Consider the following 26,858-nt stretch of genomic DNA (forward strand, 5'->3'; position numbering starts at 1 on the left):
TTGCGAAAAGAATGCGCTCCAGCTTTTTGCATCAGCGCGCTTTCTCATCGCTCGCATGAATCCATGCGAGCGGAAAGCGGGCTAAGGGGGAGAACAACCCGTGTCCTTTACCGACATTTTCGTTCGCCGCCCCGTCCTCGCGACAGTGGTGAGCCTGCTCATTCTGGTGCTCGGTCTGCGATCGCTGAGCGTTTTGCCAGTGCTGGAATATCCGCGCACGCAAAACGCCGTCGTCACCATCTCCACGCAATATTTCGGCGCCGATCCCGCGACGGTCGCGGGCTTCGTCACCACGCCGCTGGAGAACGTCATCGCGCAGGCTGACGGCATCGACTATATGACGTCGACGAGCCAGATCGGCACGAGCACCATCACCGCCTATCTGCGGTTGAACTTCGACTCCGGCAAGGCGCTGACGCAGATCAGCACCAAGGTCGACTCGGTGCTCAATCAATTGCCGGCCAATGTTCAGCGTCCCGTCATCACAGTGAAGATCGGGCAGTCGACCGACGCCATGTATATCGGCTTTCGAAGCGACATCCTCTCGCCGAGTCAGGTCACCGATTATCTGATCCGCGTCGTGCAGCCGCGGCTGCAGTCCGTGACCGGGGTGCAGACCGCCGAACTCATCGGCGCCAAGACCTTCGCGCTTCGCGCCTGGCTCGACCCCGAAAAGCTCGCCGCCTACGGGCTTACTGCAACGGAAATCTCCGCCGCGATTTCCGGCAACGACTATATCGCTGGTCTCGGCATGACCAAGGGAGAAATGGTGCAGGTGAATTTGGCGGCGTCGACGTCGCTGCATTCGCTCGAGGAGTTTCGCAATCTCGTCGTCAAGCAGGTCAATGGCGCGAATGTGAAGCTGAGGGACGTCGCCAATGTGACTCTCGGATCGGATGACTATGACGCCTCGGTGTCTTTCAATGGAAAACAGGCCGTCTATATCGGTATCCAGATTGCGCCGACCGCCAATCTTCTCGACGTCATCAAAGGCGTGAAGGCCGTCTATCCCGAGATCGAGAAGGCGCTGCCTGCGGGGCTCACGAGCGAAATCGTCTATGACTCGACCGACTTCGTGAACAGCTCCATCGACGAAGTCGTCCACACGCTTGTCGAGGCGGTCCTGATCGTGACCGGCGTGGTTTTTCTGTTTCTTGGCTCGTGGCGGTCGGTGCTGATTCCGATCGTGGCGATTCCACTCTCGCTGGTCGGCGCCTTCACGATCCTGCTCGCCTTCGGCTTCTCGATCAATCTTTTGACTCTGCTGGCGCTGGTGCTGGCGATCGGGCTCGTGGTCGACGACGCGATCATCGTCGTCGAGAACGTCAACCGCCATTTGGCCGATGGCATGACGCCATTCAACGCCGCGCTGCAATCCGCGCGTGAGCTGACCGGTCCGATCATCGCCATGACGATCGTGCTCATCGCGGTCTATGTCCCGATTGGATTTCAGAGTGGACTCACGGGCGCCCTTTTCGTCGAATTCGCCTTCACGCTCGCCGGCGCGGTCGCCGTCTCCGCGATCATCGCTTTGACGCTCTCGCCGGTGAGTTGCTCGGCGATCCTCAGGGTTCCCCAGCCTGGAACCTTGGAAGCGCGGATCGTGGCGGCGATCGACCAGACGATGGACCGCCTGCGCGAGCGTTATATCCATCTCCTCGACGCCTCGCTGCGGCATATGCCGGTGACGCTGACCTTCGGCGCGCTGGTGCTGCTGAGCACCTATTGGCTTTACGCGAACTCCAAAAGCGAGCTTGCGCCGGAAGAGGACAAGGGGCTTATTCTCGCGCAATCGACCTCGGCGCCGAATGCGACTCTGAAGCAAAAGCTGTTCTATGGCGATCAGCTCTACAAGGTTCTGGCGAAACATCCGGAGACGGCCAGCGTCTTCCAGATCAATTCGGCCGCGATGAATCTTTCGGGCATGGTGCTGAAGCCGGCCGACAAGCGCGACACCGTCGCAGGCGAGCTCCAGCGCATCATCCAGGGCGAGCTTGCTGAGATTCCGGGATCGCGCATCGTCGCCTTCCAGGAGCCGCCCTTGCCGGGAGCGATGGGCCTGCCAATCCAATTTATCATTCAGAGCCCGGACACCTTCGACAAGATGGACGGCGTGGCGCGCGATCTGCTGTCACAGGCGATGGCGACCGGCAAGTTCATGTTTCTCGACACGGACCTCAAGATCGACCAGCCGCAGGAAAAGCTCGTCATCGACCGCGAGAAGGCGGCGCAGCTCGGCCTCAGAATGAACGATGTCGGCGGCGCACTGACCATGGCGCTGAGCGGCGGCTATACTCAATATTTCGATCTCGCCGGCCGTTCCTATAAAGTTGTGCCGCAGGTCGCCCAACGCTTCCGGCTCAACGCCGATCAGGTCTTGAATTATTACATCAAGACCGGCGACGGGTCGTCGGTGCCTCTGTCGACTGTCGCCAAGCTGCGCTCGACGACCGAGCCCGAGTCTCTCAACCACTTTCAGCAGGCGAACGCCGTCACCATCTCGGGGGTCGCCGCGCCGGGCGTCATCGCCGGCGAAGCGCTCGATACGTTGAAGGAGATCGCCGATCGCGTCTTGCCGCCCGGCTATATCGTCGACTACGCCGGGCCGTCGCGTCAGTTCGTTCAGGAGTCGGGCGGCTTTGCGACAACTTTCGGATTTGCGCTCATCATCATCTTCCTCGCCCTCGCCGCGCAGTTCGAAAGCTTCCGCGATCCGCTGATTATCCTCGTCTCGGTCCCGATGTCGATCGCCGGGGCGCTCGTCTTCATCATGCTGGGTTTCGGGGGCGCCAGCATCAATATCTACACGCAGGTCGGCTTGGTGACGCTGATGGGCCTGATCAGCAAGCACGGCATATTGATCGTGGAGTTCGCCAATGAGCTGCAGGCTTCCGGCATGGGGCGGCGGGAGGCGATCATAGAGTCGGCCTCCATCCGCCTGCGACCCATTCTGATGACGACGGCGGCGATGGTGCTCGGCGTTCTGCCGCTCATTACGGCGAGCGGCGCGGGCGCCGCCTCACGCTACAATATCGGGCTCGTGATCGCGTCCGGACTATCGCTCGGCACGCTGTTCACATTGTTCGTGCTGCCGGCGGTCTATCTGGCGCTCGCCGCAAAGCATGCGCGTGCGGCTTCGGCCGCGCAACCGGAAGCATCGCATCTCGCGGGCGCATGAAACGGCGGCGAGGGCTCGGCGGAGCCCTCGCCAGCCTGAAGACAGCGCGAGCGCAGATGGTCTGGAGCGAAAACGCAGCGAGAAGGGAAGCGTCGTGACCAGGTTTGTCGGTGGGCTCGAAAGTGAACCCGAATGCGCTGCGCCGATCCTGGGACTGGCGACGATTGCGCGAATGGTCGCCAATGGGCGCGATCTCGAGCCGCTCAAGACGGAGCTCCTGCAGAAGACGGCGCGAAGCGACGCGGGCGCCTTGTTCGATTTATCGATCATCGAGAGGCTGAGCGGCAATTTCGAATCTGCGAACCGCTTTCAGGCCGCGGCGCTGCAGCGAGGTCGGCGATTTCAGCCGCCATTGGCGCCGAAGGCAATCGATCCGCTACGCGTGCTCGCCCTGGCGGCGCCGGGCGACTTCATGTCGAATACGCCGATCGAGTTTCTCGTCGAAAGCCGCGAGGTGGCGCTCGAAACGCTTTATTTGAGCCCCGACGACGACTTCCCGTCCGCGCTGCCCGAGCATGACGTCATTTTTGTCGCCGTAGCGGAGATGGACGCCAATCAGACCATCCTGGAGAAGATCGACGGGGCGATGCGGGCGTCGGCGCGCAAGCTCGTCAATCAACCGAGCCTGATTGCGCGACTGACGCGCGACGGCGCGTGGAGCCTTCTCCACGACGCGCCCGGCGTATCCTTTCCGGCCAATGCGCGCGTCGATCGCGAGCGCCTCGTCGCCATGGCGAAGGGAGAGGCGCCGGTCCATTATCCGATCATCGCACGGCCGGTGGGCTCCCATGCGGGCGACGGTCTGCGTAAGATCGAGAGCGCGGAAGCGATACTGGCGTTCCTCGACGAGCAATCCGCCTCGCAGTTCTATGTCGCGCCCTTCGTGGATTACCGCAGCGGCGACGGCTTGTTCCGCAAATATCGGATCGTGATGATCGAGGGCGTCCCTTACGCCGTTCATATGGCGATCTCGAAAAATTGGATGGTCCATTATCTCAACGCGGACATGTTCGACAGCGAAGCGAACCGTGCGGAAGAAGCGCATTTCATGGCGAGCTTCGACGCGGAATTTGCGCAACGGCACGCCGTCGCCCTGGCGGAGGCGCAGCGCCGGACGGGGTTGGATTACCTGCTTTTGGATTGTTCCGAGACGCGCGACGGCAAGCTGCTGATCTTCGAAGCGGGGACGGCGATGGTCATCCATACGCTCGATTCCGAAGTGGTCTTTCCCTATAAGCGGCCCCAGATGGAGAAGATTTTCGACGCTTTCGAAAAAATGCTTCGGGCCAAAGCGCAGAAGCGCTGACGGCTGGTTCTGAAGTGGCGTCGACGCCCCTCGCGCTTCGAGACGGCTGCCATTTCAGTTTGAACAGCTCGCATCGGGAGCGCGTCATTCCCCGCGGGCTGAAAGCCCGAGCGGGAATCCAGAGCCACAAATACGCTGGTTTTACCCAGCTCCCGTCATTGCGAGCGAAGCGACGCAATCCAGGGCGGCGATGCGGCCCTGGATTGCTTCGTCGGCTCCGCCTCCTCGCAATGACGGCGGTGAGTCCCTGTGTGTCCAAACGGCGCGAGCGTCGGGATGGCGCCGAACCAATCGCCCGGATCTCGTAATACGCAGCCTCCTCAGCACGAGGGTTTTTTGCATTTGCGCAACACTTGGACCTCGACGCCTACTCAAGCGGCCGCCTTGTCCGTCTCCTTGGGCGCGCGGTCGACGATATTGACGAAAGCGTCGATGAGAGCCGGTCTTCCGATCAGATAGCCTTGCGCTTTGTCGCAGTGTTCGCCCGCGAGGAAGCGAAGCTCCTCCTGCGTTTCGACGCCCTCGGCGACAACGGGCAGGCCGAGGCTGCGCCCGAGACCGAGCACGGCGCGGACGATGGTGGCCGACTGATCGCAGTTCGTGACCGAGCCGATGAAGGTGCGGTCGATCTTCAATCTGTCGAAAGGAAATGCCCGCAAATAGGTCAGCGACGAATAGCCGGTGCCAAAATCATCCATCGCAATCCTGACGCCCATGGCTTTGACGCTCAGCATGGTTTCGAGCGCCCGCTCGAAATCGACGATCAGGGTCGTTTCCGTGACCTCCAATTCGAGGCGGGCGGGATCGAGCCCGGACGCCGTGAGGATGTTGCGCAGGATCGCCGGGAAATGACGGTTGCGCAGGCTGGCGGCCGAAATATTGACGGAGATCGACAGCGGGTTGCGCCATTTGGCGGCTTCGCGGCAGGCGGCGGCCAGCACCCATTCGTCGAGGCGGAGCATGATCCTGCTTTCCTCCGCGATGGGGATGAAATCCGTTGGCGGAATGTTGCCGCGGAAGGGATGCGTCCAGCGCAACAGGGCTTCGAAGCCGACGATTTCATTCGTCGAAATGTCGGTCTGGGGCTGATAGACGAGATGCAGCTCGTCGCCGTCGATCGCGTTGCGCAGATCCTGCTCGATGGCGCGGCGGTCGCGAATGCGCGCCGCCATGACTGGATCGAAGTGGCGATAGCCGCCGCGTTTTTCCGCCTTCGTCTGATAGAGCGCCATATCCGCGTGGGCGAGCAGCGTTTCGCGGTCGCCGCCATCGGCGGGATGAAGGGCGATGCCGATGCTGGCCGACATGACGGCGCGCGATCGGTTCTTGTCATTCTCCATTTTGATCGCGTCGAGGATCGCCCGGGCGACGCGGCCGGCGGCGTCGCGATCGGCGATGCCGGGCAGGATCGCGGCGAATTCGTCGCCGCCGAGCCGGGCGAGCGTCGCGCCGCCGCCCAACGCCGAGGAAACGACGCGCGCGAATGATTTGAGTATCGCGTCGCCCTCCGCGTGGCCGAAGAGGTCGTTCACTTCCTTGAAATGATCCAGGTCGATGAGCATCACGGCGATGCGGCGTTCGCAATCCATCGACGCGGCGATCTCGGAATCGAGCGTGTCGTAATAGCTGCTTCGGTTCGGCAGGCCCGTCAGGACGTCGTGATGCGCGAGGAAGCGGATGCGGTCTTCGGCTTTTTGCCGGGCGCGAATATCCCGGACGGCGATGGCGATATGGGGGCTACCCTCGAAGTCGATCGTGCGGCAGAGCAGCTCGACGCGGATCGGCCCGCCGCTCTCGCAAACGAGATCGGTTTCAAACGGCGTTTTCTGCGCCGCTTGGGCGGCTTCGCAAACATTATCCTTGGGAAAGAAGACGGAAAGATCGGCGCCGAGGACAAAGGCGCGATCCCTGTCGACAAAAGCGAGGAAACTGTCGTTGGCGGTGACGACCACGCCGTTGCAGCAGATCAGGAGCCCTTCGACGGCGGCGTTCGCGAGCCCGCGCATGCGCTCGGCTTCCGCGAGGCGGCGCCGGCGCTCGTTCTCGTTCAGAAGGCCGAACAGCGAAAACGTCACGATCAATATGCTGGACGCGGCGCTGACGATCGCCATCGCCGATGGCGAAATCGCGTTGGGAGGAATGGCGATCGTCGGATCGGGAATGACGGACATGGCGGCCATGCCGGTGAAATGGAGACCGCCAATCGCGGCGACCAGGAAGACCGCCGCCGCTGACCGCGCCGCCATCGAGGACGCGCGAAGGGCGCGGCTCAGGCCAAGCGCCGAGAAGGCCGCGCCGGCGATCACAGAGGCGGCCACGAGCGCGCCATCCCAGGACATGCGGCCGGCGACCCTGAAAGCCGTCGCGCCGACATAATGCGTCGCCGCCAGGCCGATCCCGAAAAGCAGGCCCGCGACAGGCGCGGCGAATCTGAAATGCACCGAAAGCGCCAGGCGGAACGCGAGGAAGCTCGACGCGATCGAGCCGAGGAGCGCGGCCAAGGCCAAGGCGGCGTCGTAGCCATGGTCGACGCCAGGGGAATAGGCCAGCATGGCGACGAAATGCGTGGACCAGACGCCGAGGCCGATTGCCGTGGCGCAGACGGACAGCCAGGGCAGGCGTTTTCCTGCCTCTGTCTCGGCCGCATGCGCGAGCAATGCGATGGCGGCGAACGCGGTCAGCGCGCAAACGCACGCGGCCAGGAAGACAAGCGATGGATCGTGCTGTTCAACCATACCAGCGTAGATGACAGGCATGAGTGGGTTTCGCCTCCGGCTGTCGCGGGCCGGGGCGGCGAACCGCGCCGTTCATGTCCGTCAACTGCGCGGCGTCATGCCGAGGGGCGGAACGCCCCTGTCCAGTCCCATGCGAGCATCATCGGAGGAGCCTTCAGCGACGTTAAAAGAATTTGGAAAAACCTCGGTGTAGCCGGAAGCGCCAAGCGCGGCCATGGCGCTGGAGCGCGTTAACCCGAATGCGGAGCCCTGCGCTATTGGGCCGCGATTGCAAATGGCGGCCGATGCGCTTATGCGGGGCCGATCCTTCGGAAGGTTGGCGCATGACGGATTTCGACGCTCAGAATCGTATCGACGATTATCTTCGGCGCCAGGTCTTCGAGGAAGAATGCTTTCTGCGCGCCTATGAGATGGACCCCTATACGCGGATCGTCTATCGGCGCTTTCGCGAATTGTACTGGACCGTCACGAGACTGCTGAAGCGCGATAATGTGGCGAATGCGTCCAGCGCATTTCGCGCGCCGATCTTTCCGGCCGCCGTGCAGCTCCAGCCGGGGCCGCGTATTCTCATCGACGCGACCGATCTCGTGGCGAGCGGCAAGGCGACCGGCATCCAGCGCGTCGTCAAGGAGATTTCCGTCAACGCCGCAGCGCTCGGCCTCGGGCTTCCCGTCGTCGTGGAGGCCGGAAAGCTCGTGGCGGCTTGCGGGGAGGGGGGCGAAACGATCGAGTGCCGAGAGGGCGACATATTGCTGCTTCTCGACGCCGGCTGGAACCGGCTCGACGATTACGCGCAGCTCCTGCAGGATTTTCGGGCGCAGGGCGGAAAGATCGTCGCTTGCCTCTACGATCTCTTCCCGCTGCTTTATCCGACACTTTACACGCACACGCTGATCGCGAATTTCGAAGCCTGGACGCATCGCGTTCTGCTGGATTGCGACGCCATTGTCGCCATCTCGAAGAGCGTCGCGGATCGTTTCGCCACCTATGTGAAAGGGCTAGAGCGCAAGCCGCGGGAGGGCATGAAGCTGGGATGGTGGCGCCTCGGCGCGGATTTCAAGCAAGAGGACAAAAAAGCGCCCGCGCCGTCGATCGAGGCGCTCGCGCGGCGCGCGCCGTTTTTTCTCAGCGTCGGGACAGTGGAAACCCGGAAAGGCTATCCGGTGGCTTTGGAGGCTTTCGAAAGACTCTGGGCGGAGGGGCTCGACGCGAATTACATCATCGTCGGCCGCCCGGGATGGAACGCCGCGGCTTTCGAAGACAGGTTGCGGGGGCATCGCGAGAAGGGGCGCCGGTTCTTCTGGCTCGACAACGCCAGCGACGCGGATTTGGCTTTTCTCTACCGCGAGGCCCGCGCGGTGGTTCTGCCGACCATGGCCGAAGGCTTCGGCCTGCCGCTCGTCGAAGCGGCGCATTTCGGCGCGCCCGTGATCGCCAGCGACATTGCCGTGTTTCGGGAGATCGGCGGCGACGCCGCGTGTTATTTCGATCTTCTGGACGCGGGGAGTCTCGTCGAGCGGATTCGCCAAATGCTTGCTGCGGAAAAACACGCGCCGGTTATCCCCCCATCGAGTTGGAGCGACTCGGCTGCCGAGCTGATGAGGATGCTGCGCGAGGATTGCTATCAGCGCAGCCTCGGTTGATCGCGTCTCATATCATTTCCGTTTGAACAGCTCGCATCGGGCGCGTGAGAGTCCGTCATTGCGAGCGAAGCGAAGCAATCCAGGGCGGCGATGCGGTCCTGGATTGTTTCATCGGCTCCGCCTCCTCGCAATGACGGCGGCGGCGCGAGCGTGGGGAATGACACTGAACCGATTAAGCGGACCTCGTATCAGAAGCGGAAAGCCCCGAGAATGTAATCAGGCTTATCCGGCGAGCAAGGGGCGTCCAGGGGCGTCGGAAAGGTCTCCTGGCTCGGCTCGAAGCGATAGCGCGCGCGGCTGGCGAAGGAGATCTCCAGAACATCGGGAAGCGGAATATTCGCGATGAGATTATAGGGGACGCAATTATTGGCGTGCACATGCGTCACGGCAAAGAGGCGATGGAGCTTTTCGAGGACGCGCTTGGCGCGAAAATAGAATTGCGGCGAAGCGAGCTGCGAGAGGTCGTGAAACTCGCACACGATCTGCGCGTGCTTGACCAGAAGCTCGTCGGGAGTTGCGTCGAAGACCTCCCATTCCCACCCTTCGATGTCCATTTTCAAAAACAAGTCGGGCGCGTCACTCTTGGAAAATTCCGAGACGAGCGCCGCAAGCGACTCGCTGTCCGGGCCGGGCTGAGCTGCGATCATCTTGCGATGGAAGCGCAAAAGCGGGTGCGAGGAAGGCGCGTTCTCGACCGAGTGGTCGAACTGCTCGACCGGAACGCCAGCCTGCGCCATCGCGAGATCCCAGGCGTCGTCGTCACAGACGCCAAAGGAAAAAGCGTGGATCACGCCGGCAAGATCGTCGAGCTGGACATAGCCGCCGTCGCCAGCCGAGCCGACGCGCGTTTTGGGGACGCCGATCGCCTTTTGAGGTTCGAGCAGGCGTAGAGTCGCGCGCAATTCGTCTTGCAGCGCCTGAGTCCCGCTCGCAGAGCTCTGCGGGAAACGGGGGAGCAGCAAATCCTTTATCTCGATGAGGCGCGCTCGGGTCTCCTCGTGACGCCAGTCTGCGTCATTGACGGATTGCGGCAAAGCCTTGCGCCGCCATTCATCGTATTTCTTTCCGAGCTCCCCCAGCGTCGTCATTTCCGCCCCTCCGCCCGTCAGAACGGGTGATATTGATACAGCCAGTTCTCCGAGATCACCTTATCGCCGTTCTTCAGGAAGAGGCGCATCTCCACCGGATCGGTTCCGTCGACGGTGAGGTCGAATTGAGCGCGCCAGTGGCCGGGCACGCCGTCGAAAACCGCTTCGGTATAGATGTAAGAAAAGGCCCCGCGCGAGGCCCAGAGAATGGGTTCGGGCTTCACGCCATAAGGGAGCTTGGCGAGCGGCTCGCCCAGAAACTCGACCATGAATTTACGCACGCCTTTGGGCCGGGGCTTGCCGGGCTGGCCGCCATTGCCGAGCCGCGTCGCGACGCAGCGCGCCAGGCCGGCGGGGTAGGGCTCGTCGGCCAGCCAGTGCAGGCGGTAGGAAAATTCGAAGGCGGCGCCGGGGACGGCGGGCTTATCGGGAACCCACATGGCGACGATATTGTCGTGGATTTCGTCGTCGGTCGGGATCTCGATGAGCTGCACCGCGCCCTTGCCCCAGTCGCCTTTCGGCTCGACCCAGACGCTCGGACGGCGGTCGTAGAAGACATTGTCCTGGTAATGGTCGTAGCTGCGGTCGCGCTGCATCAGGCCGAACCCCTTCGGATTTTCGTCGCCGAAGGCCGAGGCGACGACGCGCGAGGGGTTGTTGAGGGGCCGCCAGAGGCGCTCGCCGGCGCCGGTCCACATGCTGAGGCCGTCGGAGTCGTGCACCTCCGGACGCCAGTCGACGGCGGTCGGCTTCACGGTCTCGGAAAACCAATACATGGAGGTGAGGGGCGCAATGCCGAAGCGGGTGAATTTGCCGCGCAGATAGAGCGCACAATCGATGTCCATCACGACGCCCTTGCCGCGCGTCATGAGAAACTTATAGGCGCCGACGATCGAGGGGCCTTCGAGCAGCGCGTGGAGCACCACGCCGTCCTCGGTCTCGGGCCCGACATAGATATGCGTAAAGTCGGGGAATTCCTCGCTGGCGCCGGCCTGCCAGGTGTCCAGCGCGACGCCGCGCGCCGAAAGCCCGTATTGGCGCAATTCGCCGATCGCGCGGAAATAGGAGGCGCCGAGAAAGGCGACCCAGTCGTTCTTCTTCCAGTCGAGCGGACCGTCCTTCGATTCCTGGATTCGGAAGCCTGCGAAGCCCGCCCCCGGCGGCAGTAGCCGCGCGACGGAATCCTCGGGCATGTTGAAATAGCTCGTGTCGTAAAGCACCTCGCGCGCCACGCCGTTTTCGACGGCGTGGATACGCACGGCCTTTTTGAAGAACATGCCGAGATGGAAAAACTCGATCGGAAATCGCTCCTTCGTGTCGGCGAAGAGCGCGTGATCGGTATTGTAGGTGATGTGGCCCCACTTCTCGTAGTCGATCTGCGAGGTGATTTCCGGGGCCGGGATATTGGGCTTGCGATAGGGCTCCTTCACGAGCCGCTGCGCTTCCTGCTTCAGCGCCTCGTAGGAGAAGGGCGTCGGCTCGCCGAGCTTGATATTGGAGATGCGCGACGCCGCGGCTTCGGCCGGCCGGGCGCCGACGGCGCCGAGCGCGCCCGTCGCGGCCGCGACTTTGAGGAAGGAACGGCGGTCCTGCTTCTCGATCATCTCAAGTTCCCTATCGACGAAAACCAAGGAGCCTATGGCGTCGCAATGCGGCGCTCTCTGGGCGGAACGCTCGACGCTTCAACGAGGGCTTGGGCGCGCTCAGCCGCGGATCGGCTCGTTGCGGATCGCGGTCTTCATAAAGAAATAGAGGCCGATGAGGCCAAAAGCCGCGAAGACGATCTCAATGCCGCGGCTGATCATCGGGTCGAGCTGGAACAGGCCGCCGAGCGCCCAGCCAGCCGCCCAGGATGCGCCGACAAGCTCCGTCCCGACGAGGATCGCGACGGCGACCAGCGTGGAAAGGTGCAGGTAGTTGATCGGCTTCTGGCTCATGTCCGGCTCTCGATGGCGGCGCGGCGCCGCGTAAGCCCTGCTATATCAAAGGAAGGCGCGAGGCAATACCGCGCCCTTTCTCCGCATCGCTCTTAGCGGCTCAGAACGGAATATCGTCGTCGAGCTGGTCGGAAAGGCGACCGCCGCCCGCGGGCGGAGCCGGCCGGCGCTCGGCGGGCGCGCGCTCCATGGGCGAGGAGCGGCCGAAGGAGCCGCCGCCGCTCTGGCCATAGCCGCCGCCTTCGTAATCGCCTTCGCCGCGGCCGCCGCCCTTGCTGTCGAGCAGCGTCATCTCGCCCCGGAAACGCGGCACGACGACTTCGGTCACGCGACGCTGATTGCCGTCCTTGTCCGTATATTCGCGGGTCTGGAGCTGGCCCTCGAGATAGATCTTGGCGCCCTTGCGGCAATATTGCTCGGCGATCCTGCCCAGAGCCTCGTTGAAGATCTGGACATTGTGCCACTCGGTGCGGTCCTTGCGCTCGCCTGTGCTCTTGTCGCGCCAGGACTCGGTGGTCGCGAGCGAGAAGGAAACGACGCGGTCGCCTGACGGGAAGGTCCGGACTTCCGGATCGCGGCCCAGATTGCCGACCAGAATGACCTTGTTCACGCTACCCGCCATGTCTCTCTCCACTTGCTTTCTGCGGAGCACTCTAGTGCAACGGTTTGCCTATCTCGCGCGCGGGAATCATTTGTCCACAGTTGATGCGTCGGCGCCGCCGGGCTTATGTTCTTTTTTTGTTCTAGCATCCGGGAAGCGTCGGCGCAAGCGCCCTCATCCGACCCTCGCTCACGCGAGGGCCACCTTCTCCCGCGCGCGGGAGAAGGAGACGCGTTGAAAAATTTGTGATCCGAAATGGACGGCTCTCCCTTCTCCCGTTTACGGGAGAAGGTGGCCCCTGCGTCAGCAGGGGTCGGATGAGGGCGCCAGCTCCACCGCCAGCTTCTCCCGATCGAGTTCGCCCTCCCAGGCCGAAACCACAATCGTCGCCACGCCATTGCCGATGAAATTGGTCAGCGCGCGGCATTCGCTCATGAATTTGTCGATCCCCAGCACGAAGGACATGCCCGGCGCCAGCGACGGATCGACGGCGGTGAGCGTCGCGGCCAGCGTCACGAAGCCCGCGCCGGAGACGCCGCTCGCGCCCTTGGACGTCAGCATGGCGACGACAAGGATCGTCGCCTGATGGGCGAAATCCAGCTCGACGCCCATGGCCCGCGCGATGAACAGGCTCGTCAGCGTCATATAGATATTCGTGCCGTCGAGATTGAAGCTGTAGCCCATCGGCACGACGAGGCCGACGACCGATTGGGAGCAGCCGAGGCGCCGGAGCTTCTCCATCAAGGCGGGCAGGGCGCTCTCGGAAGACGACGTGCCCAGCACGATCAAAAGCTCGTCTTTGAGAAAGACCAGAAAACGGAAGATGTTGAAGCCCACCGCCGCCGCGATGACGCCGAGCACGATGGCGACAAAAAGCGCCGACGTCAGGTAAAAAGCGCCGATCAGGCCGCCGAGCGACAGAAGCGCCGCCGAGCCGTATTTTCCGACCGTATAGGCCATGGCGCCGAAGGCGCCGATGGGCGCGGCCTTCATCACGATGCCGATGAGCGCGAACATGGCGTGGCCGGCGTCGTCGACCCAATGGCGCATGGGCCGCCCTTTCTCGCCGAGCGACAGCAATGCAAAGCCGAAGAGCAGGGAGAAAAGCAGCACCTGCAGAATATCGCCCTTGGCGAAGGCGCCGATGGCGCTCTCCGGGATGATGTCGAGGAGAAACTCGACGCCGCTGTGCTTGGCGGCGGCTTCGGTATATTTCGAGACCGCCGCCGCGTCGGGCTTGCCGGCGAAACCCGCGCCGGGCTGCAGCAGATTGCCGACCAGAAGCCCGATCGCCAGCGCAAAAGTCGAGACGATCTCGAAATAGAGGAGCGCCTTGACGCCGACGCGGCCGACTTTCTTGGCGTCTTCGATATGAGAGACGCCGGACACCACCGTGCAGAAGATGATCGGCGCGATCGCCATTTTGATGAGCTTCACGAAACCATCGCCGAGCGCCTTCACCCAGTCGGCGGCAGCGATTTCCGGCGCGAGCCAGCCGAACAGCGCCCCGAGCGCGATCGCTGCGAGGACCTGGACATAGAGCAGGTGGTGAAGGGGTTTTTTCATGCCGGTCTCCGGCGAAGCCTCTATTGGCCGCGCTTATGGCGGCAAAATCCGTTTGCGTCCACGTTGGAAGATTGTTCGCAGGCGGGAGCGTCGCTAAGATTCAGCCGGATTCCAAGGGGAGGAGCGCATGAGCGCGGGCGATAATGAGACCTCATTTCTCGGGCAGGGCATCCAGGGCGGCGGCTCCTTTCTCGGGGGCGGCGGTCTGACGCAGTGGAGCGCTGCGGCGCCGGCGCCGCAGGCCGGCGAGGGCCTCGCCTTCGAGATCAAGGGCCATGAGCTGCAGTTCCTCGAAGCCGAGCTGCGTCCCGGCGAAGCCATGATCGCCGAGGCCGGCCAGATGATGTTCAAGGATGCGGCGGTCGTCATGGAGACCATCTTCGGCGATGGGAGCGAGCCGCAGAATACCGGCTTCTTCGGCAAGCTCCTCGGCGGCGCCAAGCGGGTGCTCTCGGGCGCCACCTTGTTTATGACGCGTTTCGCCAATGTGAGCGGCGGCCCGGCGCGCGTCGCCTTTTCCGCGCCCTATCCGGGCAAGATCCTGGCGCTGCGTCTCGACCGCTATGGCGGCGAATTGTTCTGCCAGCGCGAGACCTTCCTTGCCGCCGCGCAGGGCGTGAAGATCGACGTGGCCTTTCAAAAGAAGATCATGACCGGGCTTTTCGGCGGCGAGGGCTTTATCATGCAGCGCCTCGCCGGGCAGGACTGGGTCTTTGTCCACGCCGGCGGCATGGTGGTGGAGCGCGAGCTCGCGCCGGGGGAGGAGATTCACGTCGACGCCGGTTGCCTCGTCGCGCAGACCGCGACGGTAGACTTCGATGTCGTGCCCGTGGGCGGGATCAAATCCATGATCTTTGGCGGCGAGGGCTTCTTTTTCGCGCGGCTGATCGGGCCGGGTCATGTCTGGCTGCAATCCATGCCGGTTTCGCGGCTTGCCGGGCAAATCCTCTCTCGCGCGCCCGCGCATGCCGAGGTGGGCGTTGGCCATAGCTGGGGCGGGGGCTCCGGCGGATCGTCGGGGGACTCATCGTCTTTCGGCTCCTGGGGCGACTCGTCGGGGTCCGGCGGCGACGATGCTTGACGACCGCCTTACCTTGGGGCCGTCATGGCCGGGCTCGTCCCGGCCACCCACGCCGAGGGGCACAGCCCAACCGGACGCGTGGTCGCGAATGATAACGTTCAGGCTGGGCGTCGATGTAGGCCCAGCGGCCGCTGTGGTTTGCGCGGCGTGGGTAGCCGGGACAAGCACGGCCGTGACGCGGTGTGCATATGGTGGCCCTCTAGGGGAAGTTTGGCTGGGCGAGCCCGATCGACGAAGCAAATTATGAACGGTTTTTTTTACTCACCCGTTTGAGGCCCAAATGAAACACATCAATCTAATATTGGCGTTGGGCGTCGGCGTTTTCTTCTCCGGCGCGGCTTACGGCACCAGCTGCCAGCCCGGCAGCGAAAAATGCCCGCTTATTTTGAAGATGAAGCGGGGCTCTGACAAAATTTCGTTCTCATGCGTATTGTCACCCACCAAGCCGGGCTGTGCGGCGAAGTTCGAAGCCCGCGCCGGTCAGGCTGCAACCCTGCAGGGCGAAGCAATCGCGCATAAAATTTTAGTTTTTCCCAGCGGGGACGGCACGGACGAGCTCGAATTGGGCCCCTACACCCTGCCGGAAACAGGGACGTACACGCTCAAATTGTCCTATGGCGCCTCCATGATGTCCCGCGACGCGAACGACCGCCCGGCGAAATACAACTGGACGCTGCGCGTCCATTGACCCCTTTGGGCCGGGCCCTGCGCATCGCCCGCGATTTTCGCAACGCAACAAGTGGCGTTTGTCCCCGGCAGCGCTTAGATTGACGTTTCCCGCGTTTCTACCAGCCTTCGGCAAATGGCGAGCACCAGCAAGAAATCCGCGCAGACCCTAGAGAAGACTTTCGACGCCGCCAGACGTGCGGCCGACGAAAAGACCATCTCCATCCGAGGCGCCCGCGAGCACAATCTCAAAAACGTCGACTTGACGATCCCCCGCGACAAATTCGTGGTGTTCACGGGGCTATCGGGCTCCGGCAAATCCTCGCTCGCCTTCGACACCATCTATGCCGAGGGGCAGCGGCGCTATGTCGAGTCGCTCTCGGCCTACGCCCGCCAATTTCTGGAGATGATGCAGAAGCCGGACGTCGATCAGATCGACGGGCTGTCGCCGGCCATTTCCATCGAGCAGAAGACGACCTCGAAGAATCCGCGCTCCACCGTGGGCACGGTGACGGAAATCCACGACTATATGCGCCTGCTCTGGGCGCGCGTGGGCGTGCCTTACTCGCCGGCCACCGGCCTGCCGATCGAAAGCCAGACGGTCTCGCAGATGGTCGACCGCGTGCTCGCTTTGCCGGAAAGCTCGCGGCTCTATCTGCTTGCGCCGGTCGTGCGCGGCCGCAAGGGCGAATATAAGAAAGAGATCGCGGAGTTTACCCGGCGCGGCTTTCAGCGCTTGAAGATCGACGGCGCCTATTACGAAATCGCCGACGCGCCGCCGCTCGATAAGAAGTTGAAGCACGATATCGACGTGGTCGTCGATCGCATCGTCGTGCGCAAGGATATGTCGTCGCGCCTCGCCGATAGTTTTGAGACGGCGCTGGATCTCGCCGGCGGGCTGGCGGTGATCGAATTCGCCGACAGCAAAGCCAGCGCGGAACTCGCGCAGGCGGCGGCAAATGTATCGACCCATTACGCGCCGGGACACATCGTCTTCTCGTCGAAATTCGCCTGCCCGGTGTCGGGCTTCACCATTCCTGAGATCGAGCCGCGGCTTTTCTCCTTCAACAATCCTTTCGGCGCCTGTCCGACCTGCGGCGGCATTGGCTGCGAGCAGAAGGTCGACGCTGATCTCGTCGTGCCCAATCCCAAGCTGACCCTGCGCAAAGGGGCCGTCGCACCCTGGGCGAAGTCATCCTCGCCCTATTACATGCAGACGCTCGAAGCGCTGGGAAAGCACTACAAGTTCCGCCTCGACAGCGCTTGGGAGGACCTGCCCGAGAAAGCGCGGAACGTCATTCTCTTCGGCTCCGGCAAGGAGGAGATCAAGTTTTCGTATGAGGACGGCTTCCGCGCCTATGACGTGAAGAAGCCCTTCGAGGGCGTCGTCATCAATCTGGAGCGGCGGTTTCTCGAAACCGACAGCGAATGGGCGCGTGAGGAGATCGGGCGCTTTATGTCGGCGACGCCGTGTCTTGCCTGCGAAGGCTTCCGCCTGAAGCCGGAAGCGCTCGCGGTGAAGATCGCCGGCAAGCATATCGGCGAGGTGTCCGAACTCTCGGTGCGCATGGCGCTGGAGTGGTTCACCAAGCTCCCGGGCCAGCTCGACAAAAAGAAGAACGAGATCGCCTTCCGCATCCTGAAGGAAATTCGCGAGCGGTTGACCTTCCTCGTCGATGTGGGTCTCGATTATCTGACGCTCTCGCGCAACTCCGGCACGCTGTCGGGCGGCGAAAGCCAGCGCATTCGTCTCGCGTCGCAGATCGGCTCGGGATTGACCGGCGTGCTTTACGTTCTCGATGAGCCGTCGATCGGCCTGCATCAGCGCGATAACGACCGTCTGCTCGACACGCTGCGCCGGCTGCGCAATCTCGGCAACAGCGTCATCGTCGTGGAGCATGACGAGGACGCGATACTTGCCGCTGATTATGTGGTGGACGTCGGCCCCGGCGCCGGCATTCATGGCGGGCGGATCGTGGCGCAGGGCACGCCGCAGGAGATCATGGACAATCCGGTCTCGTTGACCGGCCAATATCTCACCGGCGAGAAGCAGGTGCGTCTCGTTCACAAGCTGAGAAAGCCCACGCCGGGGCGCTGGCTCAAGCTCTCCGGCGCGCGCGGCAACAATCTCAAGGATGTCGACGCCCAAATTCCGCTGGGGCTTTTCACTGCGGTGACGGGCGTCTCCGGCGGCGGCAAGTCGACGCTCGTGATCGAAACGCTCTACAAGGCAATCGCGCGTCGCCTCAACAACGCCCATGAGGTTGCCGCGCCTTTCGATCAGCTCGAAGGGCTGGAGCATATCGACAAGATCATCGACATCGACCAGTCGCCGATCGGCCGCACGCCGCGTTCCAATCCCGCGACCTATACGGGCGCCTTCACGCCGATCCGCGAATGGTTCGCCGGCCTGCCGGAGGCGAAGGCGCGCGGCTATGCGCCGGGACGTTTCTCCTTCAATGTGAAGGGCGGGCGCTGCGAGGCCTGTCAGGGCGACGGCGTCATCAAGATCGAGATGCACTTCCTGCCCGACGTTTACGTCACCTGCGACGTCTGCAAGGGCAAGCGCTACGACCGCGAAACGCTGGAAGTGAAATATCGCGAGAAGTCGATCGCCGACGTGCTCGACATGACGGTCGAGGAAGCGGCGACGCTGTTCAAGGCCGTCCCCTCGATCCGCGACAAGATGGAGACCTTGAAGCGCGTCGGCCTCGACTATGTCCATGTCGGGCAGCAGGCGACGACGCTCTCGGGCGGCGAGGCGCAGCGCGTCAAGCTGTCGAAGGAGCTGTCGCGCCGCTCAACGGGCCGGACGCTCTATATTCTCGACGAGCCGACGACGGGCCTGCATTTCCACGATGTGGCGAAACTGCTCGAAGTGCTGCACGAGCTTGTGGAGCAGGGCAATACGGTCGTCGTGATCGAGCATAATCTGGAAGTGATCAAGACCGCCGATTGGATCATCGACATGGGGCCGGAGGGCGGCGACGGCGGCGGCGAGATCGTCGCAGCGGGCCCGCCCGCCGACATCATCAAGGAAAAGCGCAGCCACACCGGCCGCTATCTGGCGGAAGTGATGGCGCGGCGCCCGCTCGTCAGCGAGAAGAAACCGGCGCGGCGGGGCGCGAAGGTGGGGTGAGGGGCTCCTGGCCTCGGTAGGCCCACCTCTGCCGCTGCGCTTCGAGGCCCCAGACGGCGCCGAGCATGAAGAAGACGAAGCGCCAGTGGTCGACATCGATCTGGAAGCCTTGCAGGAACAGGCCGATGGCCGCCGGCACGACGGCTTGCGCCTGACGCTGTGCGGGCGAGAGCGTGAACATCAGCCGCAAGCCGATGAAGGCCGTCACGCCGATAAGTAGAAAGAAGAGTAAGCCGCCGATCCAGCCATTGTTGGCGAAGGCGCCGACATAGGAATTATGCGGCTCGAGATCGAAAATAAGGCGGAAACGCAGCGGCCCGAAGCCCATGAAGCGATCGAGCAGCATCGGGATCGAGCGGAGCTGATTGCCGAAACGGCCGGTGGAGCCTTCATCATAGTCCTGCGTGGCGGCGGTGCGCTGGGAGAAGAATTCCCTTGTCTCGGGGACCGAGAGGACCACGGCGATCACGACGCCGATCATCGCCACCGCGCCGAGCGCAGCCATCGCGATCCTTCGTTTCATCTTCCTATCCGTCGAGGTGACGAAGACGGCGGCGAGCATCAGAACGAAAGCGACGACCGTCGCGCCATAAGAGCCGCGCGAGAAAGACAGAAACATGCCCAGGAATACGACGAGCAGCATCGCGCCGGTGAGAATGACGCTGCGCGTTGGTCCGACAATCAGCCGATGCGCCAGAGCGACGATCGGCAGCACGAGAAAGGAGCCGAGAACATTGGGGTCTTTAAAGGTGCCCGAGGCGCGGCCCGCATGCAGGAAGACGCCTTCGCCAAACCCGGGGATGCCGGAATAGCCGAGAATGCCGGCGACCGACGCGATCAGTGCGCCGGCGATATAGGCGTTGAGGCATAAACTCACGCGGCGGTTCGTTTCATTGCCCATGAAGAGCGCATAAAATAGGCCGGTGAGAACGAGATAGGCCGACTGATACTGGTAGAGTGATGAATCGGCGCTGTCCCAATAGGGAATGAGCGCCAAAAAGCCCATCATCGTATAGGCGATGATCAGAAAGGCGAAGACGAGAAAGCTGCGGTTGATCGAAAAGCCGCCGAGAAACCAGAGCGGCATGGCGACGAGCGAGGCGAAGTCATAGGGCGAGGGCTCGATGATCGCGATGGCGCCGCAAGCCACGAATATAAAGACGGAGACGTCGACGAGGCGTTGGTAGTTGATGACCAAGCCGGTCTTTTGCGCGGCGGCGTCTATCATCCGTTGCGGCTCTCAGCGGCCTGCGGCCCGCGCCGCAATGGCGTCGCGATAGCCTTGCAAAACATCGTCGACCATGCGCGAGACCGAAAACCGCGAGGCGACATAGGCCGAGAGCGCCCGCGCTTGCTCATGAAGCGTCTCTGCCGGTTGCGAGAGCAGCCGCGCGAGAGCGTCCGCCAGGATTTCCGGGTTGTCGGGTTGAATGAGGCGATCCGCATAGGGGCCGAAGATTTCCGGCACGCCGCCTACATTGGTGGCAATGAGCGGAACGCCCGCCGCCGCCGCTTCCAGCACGATATAGGGTAGGGATTCGAAGCGGCTCGGCACGACCATCGCGCGCCCCAAAGCGAAAGCCTCGCGCGCTGGCCGCGGGCTCCCGAAGACGATCCTGTCAGCCAGACCGGCCTCTTGCGCCTGGCGTTCGAGCGCAGCTCTATTTGGCCCGCCGCCGATCAGCAGAAGGCGCGGCGTCAGGCCGCGTCGACCCAGCAACACCATGGCGTCGATCAGCGTGTCGATGCCTTTGGCGTCGCGCAGCTCGCCGACATAAAGCAGATCCACGGCGTCCGCCCGCGGTTGCACGGGCGCGAATTCGTCCTCGGAAACGCCATTGGGAATGATGCGCGCGAGGCCCTTCGGCTTGCCGACGAACGCCTCGAAGCGGGACGCGATAAAGGCGCTCTCGAACAACAGCGCGTCGGTGCGCGTGGCGAGCAAGGCTTCCATCGCCATGAAGATGCGATGGCTGAGAGAGCCGGGCTCGTAATTGAGGCTTCCGCCATGCGGCGTGTAGATGCGGACGGGGCTATTATCCCCGGAGAACAGGCCGTTCGCGCGCGCATAAACCCCGCCCTTCGAGCCATGGCCGTGGACGACGTCGGGCTTCAACGCCGCGATGCGCTTGTTGATCGCGATGGCGGCCCCAAGGTCGGAGGGATGCGGCAAACGATGGATCGGCAGGCGCATGACGCCGAGAGAAAGTTTGGGGAGCAGTTCGGCGAATTGTTTTTCAGCGGCCGCGCCGCCGGTGGTGGAGTCCGCGATCAGACCGACCGCATGGCCGCGTCCGATTTGCGCTCGCGTCAGATCGAGCACATGGCGAAACAGGCCGCCCACGGGGGCGCGAAACACATGCACAATGCGTAGCGGCGCTGCCGAATGTTCCGCGGACTGCTGCACCAGGGATGTCCTTTTCCCTCTGCTTTATCGCGCCGCTCAGCAGAGTCGCCCATTTTCGCCCCAAGCGACTATTTTGCTTCTTGCTTAAGAATAAGTTAGCGGCGCCCGAGGATCGGGCGCCGCTACAGGAATTTTTGCCATTTAAGTAGCCTGCCATTCCCGACGGGCTGGGGATCCAGAGCAAAACCACGGGCGCTGCTCTGGATCCCCGATCGCTTCGCTTACGCGAAGCGTCGGGGATGACGCTCAAGCTAGCCTCAGTTGCGCACCGAAGCCGGCTTCTGATCGGGTTCCGACGACTCGGGGCCACCGGCCGTCGCTTCCGGCTCGTCGGCGCTCGCGCGCTTCTTGCCGGCTTCGATAATGTCGCGCTCGGGACGCGGCAGCACCGGGCCTTCTGGGAAGACGAAGCCGAGCTTCTTCTCGCCCTTGTCGTCGCCGACGACCACCACGCGCACGGCGCCGCCATTCTTGAGGCGGCCGAACAGCACCTCGTCGGCCAGCGGCGTCTTGATCGACTGATGGATGACGCGGGACATCGGCCGCGCGCCCATCGCTTCGTCATAGCCGTGCTCGACGAGCCAGCCGCGCGCTTCATCGGTGAGCTCGATAGTGACGTTGCGGTCGGCGAGCTGCGCCTCGAGCTGCATGATGAATTTGTCGACGACGCGCTTGATGACGTCCACCGGCAGATGGCCGAAGGGCACGATCGCGTCGAGCCGGTTGCGGAATTCCGGCGCGAACAGCCGGTTGATCGCCTCGCTGTCGTCGAGATGGGCGCGGGTGCGGGTGAAGCCGATCGGCGTGCGGGCGAGATCGGCCGCGCCCGCATTGGTCGTCATGATGAGAATGACATTGCGGAAGTCGATCGTCTTGCCGTTGTGGTCGGTGAGCTTCCCGTGGTCCATGACCTGCAGCATAATATTGTAGAGGTCGGGATGCGCCTTCTCGATCTCGTCGAGCAGCAGGACGCAATGCGGATGCTGGTCGATCGCGTCGGTCAGCAGGCCGCCCTGGTCGAAGCCGACATAGCCGGGAGGCGCGCCGATAAGCCGGCTCACCGTGTGCCGCTCCATATATTCCGACATGTCGAAGCGCACGAGCTCGATGCCGAGCGAGGTGGCGAGTTGGCGCGCCGCCTCTGTCTTGCCGACGCCCGTGGGGCCCGAGAAGAGATAGCAGCCGATCGGCTTCTCTTGGTCGCGCAAGCCGGCGCGCGCGAGCTTGATCGCCGAGGTGAGGGCGCCGATCGCCTTCTCCTGACCGTAGACCACGCGCCGCAGCGTCTCGTCGAGATGGGCGAGCACTTCGGCGTCGTCCTTCGAGACGGTCTTGGGCGGGATGCGCGCCATGGTGGCGATTGTCGCCTCGATCTCTTTGAGGCCGATCGTCTTCTTGCGCTTGTTCTCGGCGAGCAGCATCTGCGCCGCGCCGGTCTCGTCGATCACGTCGATGGCTTTGTCGGGAAGCTTACGGTCGTGAATGTAACGGGCCGAAAGCTCCACCGCCGCCTTCAAAGCGTCATTGGTGTAGCGGATCTTGTGGAACTCTTCGAAATAGGGCTTCAGACCCTTGATGATTTCAATGGCGTCCGGGATCGACGGCTCATTGACGTCGATCTTCTGGAAGCGACGCACGAGCGCGCGGTCCTTTTCGAAATACTGGCGGTATTCCTTATAGGTCGTCGAGCCGATGCAGCGCAGCACGCCCTGGGCGAGCGCGGGCTTCAACAGATTGGAGGCGTCCATGGCGCCGCCAGAGGTGGCGCCGGCGCCGATGACGGTGTGAATCTCGTCGATGAAGAGGATCGCGTCCTTGTGGTTCTCGATCTCTTTGACGACCTGCTTCAAGCGCTCCTCGAAATCGCCGCGGTAGCGCGTGCCGGCGAGCAGGGCGCCCATATCCAGCGCAAAGACCGTGGCGTTGCCCAGCACGTCCGGAACTTCGCCCTGGATGATCTTGCGCGCCAAGCCTTCGGCGATCGCGGTCTTGCCGACGCCGGGGTCGCCGACGAGGAGCGGATTGTTCTTGTGGCGGCGGCAGAGGACCTGAATCGTGCGCAGAACCTCGGCCTCGCGGCCGATCAGCGGGTCGATGCGGCCGTCGCGCGCTTTCTTATTCAGATTGACGCAATAGGCCTCGAGCGCGCCTTCTTTCTTACGGCTCTCGCCGTCGCGGCTCTCGCGCCCTTCCGAGCGTTCGCCATCCTCCTCGACGCCGCGCGGGGCGCGGGTCTGGTCCGAAAGGCCGGGGCGCTTGGCGATGCCGTGGCTGATGTAGTTCACGGCGTCGTAGCGCGTCATATCCTGCTCCTGCAGGAAGTAGACGGCGTGGCTCTCGCGCTCGGCGAAGAGCGCCACGAGCACATTTGCGCCGCTCACATCCTCGCGCCCGGAGGATTGCACGCTGATAATGGCGCGCTGGACAACCCGCTGAAAACCGGCGGTCGGCTTGCACTCATCGGCGTCCTCATTGACCAGATTGTCGAGTTCCCGGTCGATGTAGTCGCGCAGATTTTTGGCCAGCAGCTCGAGATCGACGGAGCAGGCCCGCAGCACGGCCGAGGCGTCGGCGTCCTCTATCAGGCTTAGCAGCAGATGTTCGAGGGTGGCGTATTCGTGATGACGCTCGCGCGCGGAGGCGAGGGCGCGGTCCAGGGTCTGTTTCAGATTGCGCGAGAACGTCGGCATATGCTGCGAGCCTCTCTATTTTTTCTCCATGATGCACTGCAAAGGATGCTGATGCTTCCTTGCGAAATCCATCACTTGGGTGACCTTCGTTTCGGCGACTTCATAGGTGTAGACACCGCATTCGCCGACGCCATGGTTGTGGACGTGCAGCATGATGCGCGTAGCTTCCTCGACGGATTTGTTGAAGTATTTACGCAGAACGATCACAACGAACTCTTGTGTCGTATAATCGTCATTGAGCAACAATACCCGGTACATATTCGGACGGCGCGTCTGCTGGCGGGTGCGCGTGATGAGCGCCGTGCCAGCGGAACCGCCGTCGCCTGATTTCTTTGGCTCTTTGCCGGCCCTCAGAGGCAAGCCCAGCGGCTTGCCGCCCCGAAAAGGGGCTTGGCCCGGCCGGGAAGTCGCCTGTTGGGTTTGGATAGATGTCAACGCCGCCACGTCCGTCTCGTCCCCGGTCCTTTCCATGTAGGTCCCATGAAATGGTCTTTCAGGGGCGCATGGAGCAATTTCTTTGCCGCGGCCGCTCGAACAAAAATCGAAGGCGGGGGCGCGATCCCTCACAGCATTCTGCTTCGTGAGGGCCTTGGCAAGAGGCAAGGAGCCGCCCGGCTGGCCAAAGGCAGTCGTGAACGGGATATTTACCATATCGCGGCAAAGAAGGGCGCGATCCTAAACAGGCGCTTCCATGTCCAGATTCGACAAAAACGATACCGCCCGGTCATTCTCCTGGAGCGGATCTTTCCGGAACTTCGCCGCTGTCGCCGCCGTTGCCTTTTTTTGCAGCGTCGTGGGAGCCAAGCTCATGTCGAAACTCGTCGATAGCGACGAGTTTTCAAGGCTTGCCTATGAGCGATCCATGCGCAATGTGGCGCGCAATCTCGAGCCGCCGCCGGCGCAGGCCTATTCGATCGTGCGGAGCGTGGGCGTCGACGGCGTGACCACGGCGACGATTCCCTTGCCCGGGCCGGCGCCGGTCTCGCCTTGCGGCGGCGCCGAGCAGCCAAAAAGATAATTCTTGGGCAGTTTTTTTATGAAATTGCTCGGTTTGTCGCGGCCATGACCGAGAAAATTCGTCCGAGGGCTCGCAAATTCATTGACATCTGCCCATTTGTTCTCCAAGCATGCGGCTGAGGCTCTCGCCCCCGCTCCTTTGCGGCGATGGTAAGCGAGCTCTTCCGTCCTCGCGGCGATGACGGCGCCCTCTCTCAGGACATCTTGCGCGCTTTTCGATCGGCTGGCGCGCAGCGGCCTCCCGCTCTCGTAAGCCGTAACCAGGATAATTGATGACATTCAACGAATTGGGCCTTTCGGAAAAGGTTCTCGCGGCTGTGCAAGCGGCAGGCTACGCCAATCCGACGCCCATCCAGGCGCAGGCCATACCGCCGGCGCTTCAAGGCCGTGACATCCTCGGCATCGCCCAGACCGGCACCGGCAAAACTGCCGCCTTCACCCTGCCGATGCTCAGCCGCCTCGAACAGGGCCGCGCCCGGGCCCGAATGCCCCGGACGCTGATTCTCGAACCCACCCGCGAGCTGGCGGCGCAGGTCGAGGAAAGCTTCAATAAATACGGCTCCCAACATAAGCTCAACGTCGCGTTGCTCATTGGCGGCGTCGCCTTCGGCGATCAGGAAGCCAAGATCATGCGCGGCGCGGACGTGCTGATCGCGACGCCCGGACGTCTCCTCGACTTCTTCGACCGCGGCAAGCTGCTGCTGACAGGCATCGAGATTCTCGTCATCGACGAAGCCGACCGCATGCTCGACATGGGCTTCATCCCCGACATCGAGCGCGTCTGCAAGCTCGTTCCCTTTACCCGCCAGACGCTCTTTTTCTCGGCGACCATGCCGCCGGAGATCACCCGCCTCACCGAGGCCTTCCTGCATAATCCGGTCAGGATCGAGGTCGCCCGCGCCTCCACCACGGCCTCGACCATCCGCCAGGCGCTCGTCGCCTCGCATGGCCACGCCGACAAGCGCGAAACGCTGCGCAATCTCATCCGCGGCGCCGAAAACCTCAAGAACGCGATCATCTTCTGCAACCGCAAGCGCGACGTGGCGATCCTGCATCGCTCGCTTGCGAAGCACGGCTTCTCGGTCGGCGCGCTGCATGGCGACATGGACCAGCTCGCCCGCATGGCCTCGCTCGACGCCTTCAAGACCGGCGACGTGTCGCTGCTGGTCTGCTCGGATGTCGCAGCGCGCGGCCTGGATATTCCGGACGTCAGCCACGTCTTCAATTTCGACGTGCCGACGCACAGCGAAGATTATGTGCATCGAATTGGCCGCACAGGCCGCGCGGGCCGCTCGGGCGTTGCGATCACGATCGCCACCGAGGACGACGCCAAATATGTCGATCAGATCCAGAGCCTGATCGGCAAGGCGATCGACTGGGAAGGGCCGGGCTTCAACGAGCTGCCGCCGCCCATGGAGACGTCGCACGGGCATGAGCATCGCCGCGGCGGCAGAAGCGAACGCGGCGGGCGCCGCGAGCGTGGGGCGGAGCGCGGCCGCAGCAGGGCCGAGCGCGGCGAGCGTGCGGAGCGGACCGAGCGTCCGGCGCGCGTTGAACGGGTCGAACGGGTCGAAGCCGAAGGTCCGGTGGCCATGGGCCGCCCGGCGCATGCGCCCCGGCGTCCGGACGCCGAACCGACGCGCCCGCGTCCGCAAATGGACGATCGCCGCGACCGGCGCCCGCGCCGCCATCATGAGGACGACGGCCCGCCCGTCATTGGCCTCGGCGACCATGTGCCGTCGTTCCTGCTGCGGCCGGTGACGCTGCGGCCGGCGAAGGTGGTGGAGGAGTAAGGCCCTCATCC

The 26,858-nt window shown here is 63.2% G+C and carries 18 protein-coding genes; 8 read left to right on the plus strand and 10 right to left on the minus strand.

The features are described 5' to 3' along the window. Positions 1-100 precede the first annotated feature (100 nt). The gene (locus tag JJT62_RS09830) at positions 101-3,178 is read left to right on the plus strand and encodes an efflux RND transporter permease subunit (RefSeq protein ID WP_202072548.1); all 3,078 of its coding nucleotides are present in this window, start codon (positions 101-103) and stop codon (positions 3,176-3,178) included. A gap of 94 nt (positions 3,179-3,272) precedes the next feature. After that, entirely contained in the window at positions 3,273-4,484 is a 1,212-nt protein-coding gene (locus tag JJT62_RS09835) for a RimK family alpha-L-glutamate ligase (RefSeq protein ID WP_202072549.1), read from the plus strand. 371 nt (positions 4,485-4,855) lie between these two features. On the opposite strand, the gene JJT62_RS09840 is transcribed toward JJT62_RS09835, so the two are convergent. Further along, positions 4,856-7,240, minus strand: coding sequence for an EAL domain-containing protein (locus JJT62_RS09840; protein ID WP_202072550.1), 2,385 nt, complete (start codon positions 7,238-7,240; stop codon positions 4,856-4,858). 302 nt (positions 7,241-7,542) lie between these two features. Here JJT62_RS09840 and JJT62_RS09845 point away from each other — a divergent pair, with 302 nt between their 5' ends. Next, entirely contained in the window at positions 7,543-8,862 is a 1,320-nt protein-coding gene (locus tag JJT62_RS09845; RefSeq protein ID WP_202072551.1) for a glycosyltransferase family 1 protein, read from the plus strand. Between the two features lie 188 nt (positions 8,863-9,050). Here the strand turns inward: JJT62_RS09845 and JJT62_RS09850 are convergent, their stop codons facing one another. From JJT62_RS09850 to dctA, 5 genes are all read right to left on the minus strand, one after another. Next, positions 9,051-9,950 (minus strand): FkbM family methyltransferase, encoded by a 900-nt coding sequence (locus JJT62_RS09850; protein WP_202072552.1) that lies wholly within the window; start codon positions 9,948-9,950, stop codon positions 9,051-9,053. A gap of 17 nt (positions 9,951-9,967) precedes the next feature. Beyond that, positions 9,968-11,554, minus strand: coding sequence for a glucan biosynthesis protein (locus tag JJT62_RS09855; protein WP_202072553.1), 1,587 nt, complete (start codon positions 11,552-11,554; stop codon positions 9,968-9,970). Between the two features lie 99 nt (positions 11,555-11,653). Next, a complete protein-coding gene (locus tag JJT62_RS09860; RefSeq protein WP_202072554.1) occupies positions 11,654-11,887 on the minus strand; it encodes a hypothetical protein in 234 nt (77 codons plus the stop codon). A gap of 100 nt (positions 11,888-11,987) precedes the next feature. Continuing rightward, entirely contained in the window at positions 11,988-12,509 is a 522-nt protein-coding gene (ssb, locus tag JJT62_RS09865; protein WP_202072555.1) for a single-stranded DNA-binding protein, read from the minus strand. 282 nt (positions 12,510-12,791) lie between these two features. Beyond that, entirely contained in the window at positions 12,792-14,054 is a 1,263-nt protein-coding gene (gene dctA, locus JJT62_RS09870; RefSeq protein WP_202072556.1) for a C4-dicarboxylate transporter DctA, read from the minus strand. A gap of 127 nt (positions 14,055-14,181) precedes the next feature. Between dctA and JJT62_RS09875 the strand changes: the two genes are divergently transcribed. From JJT62_RS09875 to uvrA, 3 genes are all read left to right on the plus strand, one after another. Further along, positions 14,182-15,135 (plus strand): TIGR00266 family protein, encoded by a 954-nt coding sequence (locus tag JJT62_RS09875; protein ID WP_202072557.1) that lies wholly within the window; start codon positions 14,182-14,184, stop codon positions 15,133-15,135. Between the two features lie 280 nt (positions 15,136-15,415). Next, positions 15,416-15,823, plus strand: coding sequence for a hypothetical protein (locus tag JJT62_RS09880; protein ID WP_202072558.1), 408 nt, complete (start codon positions 15,416-15,418; stop codon positions 15,821-15,823). Between the two features lie 114 nt (positions 15,824-15,937). After that, positions 15,938-18,940, plus strand: a complete 3,003-nt coding sequence (gene uvrA / locus JJT62_RS09885; RefSeq protein ID WP_202072559.1) for an excinuclease ABC subunit UvrA — start codon at positions 15,938-15,940, stop codon at positions 18,938-18,940. On the opposite strand, the gene JJT62_RS09890 is transcribed toward uvrA, so the two are convergent. From JJT62_RS09890 to clpS, 4 genes are all read right to left on the minus strand, one after another. Then, positions 18,897-20,168, minus strand: a complete 1,272-nt coding sequence (locus JJT62_RS09890; RefSeq protein WP_202072560.1) for an O-antigen ligase — start codon at positions 20,166-20,168, stop codon at positions 18,897-18,899. The two genes, uvrA and JJT62_RS09890, sit on opposite strands and share 44 nt — an antisense overlap. Positions 20,169-20,180: 12 nt before the next feature. Next, the gene (locus JJT62_RS09895) at positions 20,181-21,347 is read right to left on the minus strand and encodes a glycosyltransferase family 4 protein (RefSeq protein WP_202072561.1); all 1,167 of its coding nucleotides are present in this window, start codon (positions 21,345-21,347) and stop codon (positions 20,181-20,183) included. A gap of 257 nt (positions 21,348-21,604) precedes the next feature. Then, positions 21,605-24,037, minus strand: a complete 2,433-nt coding sequence (gene clpA / locus JJT62_RS09900) for an ATP-dependent Clp protease ATP-binding subunit ClpA (RefSeq protein WP_202072562.1) — start codon at positions 24,035-24,037, stop codon at positions 21,605-21,607. Between the two features lie 15 nt (positions 24,038-24,052). Beyond that, entirely contained in the window at positions 24,053-24,508 is a 456-nt protein-coding gene (gene clpS, locus JJT62_RS09905; protein WP_370568522.1) for an ATP-dependent Clp protease adapter ClpS, read from the minus strand. 337 nt (positions 24,509-24,845) lie between these two features. On the opposite strand from clpS, the gene JJT62_RS09910 reads away from it, so the two are divergent. Further along, positions 24,846-25,055 carry a hypothetical protein gene (locus tag JJT62_RS09910; protein WP_202072563.1) on the plus strand — a complete coding sequence of 70 codons (210 nt, stop codon included), beginning with the start codon at positions 24,846-24,848 and terminating at the stop codon, positions 25,053-25,055. Positions 25,056-25,326: 271 nt separating this feature from the next. Continuing rightward, positions 25,327-26,847 (plus strand): DEAD/DEAH box helicase, encoded by a 1,521-nt coding sequence (locus JJT62_RS09915; RefSeq protein ID WP_202072564.1) that lies wholly within the window; start codon positions 25,327-25,329, stop codon positions 26,845-26,847. Positions 26,848-26,858 lie beyond the last annotated feature (11 nt).

The sequence above is a fragment of the Methylocystis sp. Sn-Cys genome (assembly GCF_016745395.1).
In the GTDB taxonomy this organism is placed as follows: domain Bacteria; phylum Pseudomonadota; class Alphaproteobacteria; order Rhizobiales; family Beijerinckiaceae; genus Methylocystis; species Methylocystis iwaonis.

Bases quoted from the DNA above. Each gene is read 5' to 3' on its own strand.
- JJT62_RS09840 (WP_202072550.1), bottom strand. From the start codon at position 7,240: ATGCCTGTCATCTACGCTGGTATGGTTGAACAGCACGATCCATCGCTT.
- JJT62_RS09845 (WP_202072551.1), top strand. From the start codon at position 7,543: ATGACGGATTTCGACGCTCAGAATCGTATCGACGATTATCTTCGGCGC.
- JJT62_RS09850 (WP_202072552.1), bottom strand. From the start codon at position 9,950: ATGACGACGCTGGGGGAGCTCGGAAAGAAATACGATGAATGGCGGCGC.
- JJT62_RS09855 (WP_202072553.1), bottom strand. From the start codon at position 11,554: ATGATCGAGAAGCAGGACCGCCGTTCCTTCCTCAAAGTCGCGGCCGCG.
- JJT62_RS09860 (WP_202072554.1), bottom strand. From the start codon at position 11,887: ATGAGCCAGAAGCCGATCAACTACCTGCACCTTTCCACGCTGGTCGCC.
- ssb (WP_202072555.1), bottom strand. From the start codon at position 12,509: ATGGCGGGTAGCGTGAACAAGGTCATTCTGGTCGGCAATCTGGGCCGC.
- dctA (WP_202072556.1), bottom strand. From the start codon at position 14,054: ATGAAAAAACCCCTTCACCACCTGCTCTATGTCCAGGTCCTCGCAGCG.
- JJT62_RS09875 (WP_202072557.1), top strand. From the start codon at position 14,182: ATGAGCGCGGGCGATAATGAGACCTCATTTCTCGGGCAGGGCATCCAG.
- JJT62_RS09880 (WP_202072558.1), top strand. From the start codon at position 15,416: ATGAAACACATCAATCTAATATTGGCGTTGGGCGTCGGCGTTTTCTTC.
- uvrA (WP_202072559.1), top strand. From the start codon at position 15,938: ATGGCGAGCACCAGCAAGAAATCCGCGCAGACCCTAGAGAAGACTTTC.
- JJT62_RS09890 (WP_202072560.1), bottom strand. From the start codon at position 20,168: ATGATAGACGCCGCCGCGCAAAAGACCGGCTTGGTCATCAACTACCAA.
- clpA (WP_202072562.1), bottom strand. From the start codon at position 24,037: ATGCCGACGTTCTCGCGCAATCTGAAACAGACCCTGGACCGCGCCCTC.
- clpS (WP_370568522.1), bottom strand. From the start codon at position 24,508: ATGGAAAGGACCGGGGACGAGACGGACGTGGCGGCGTTGACATCTATC.
- JJT62_RS09910 (WP_202072563.1), top strand. From the start codon at position 24,846: ATGTCGAAACTCGTCGATAGCGACGAGTTTTCAAGGCTTGCCTATGAG.
- JJT62_RS09915 (WP_202072564.1), top strand. From the start codon at position 25,327: ATGACATTCAACGAATTGGGCCTTTCGGAAAAGGTTCTCGCGGCTGTG.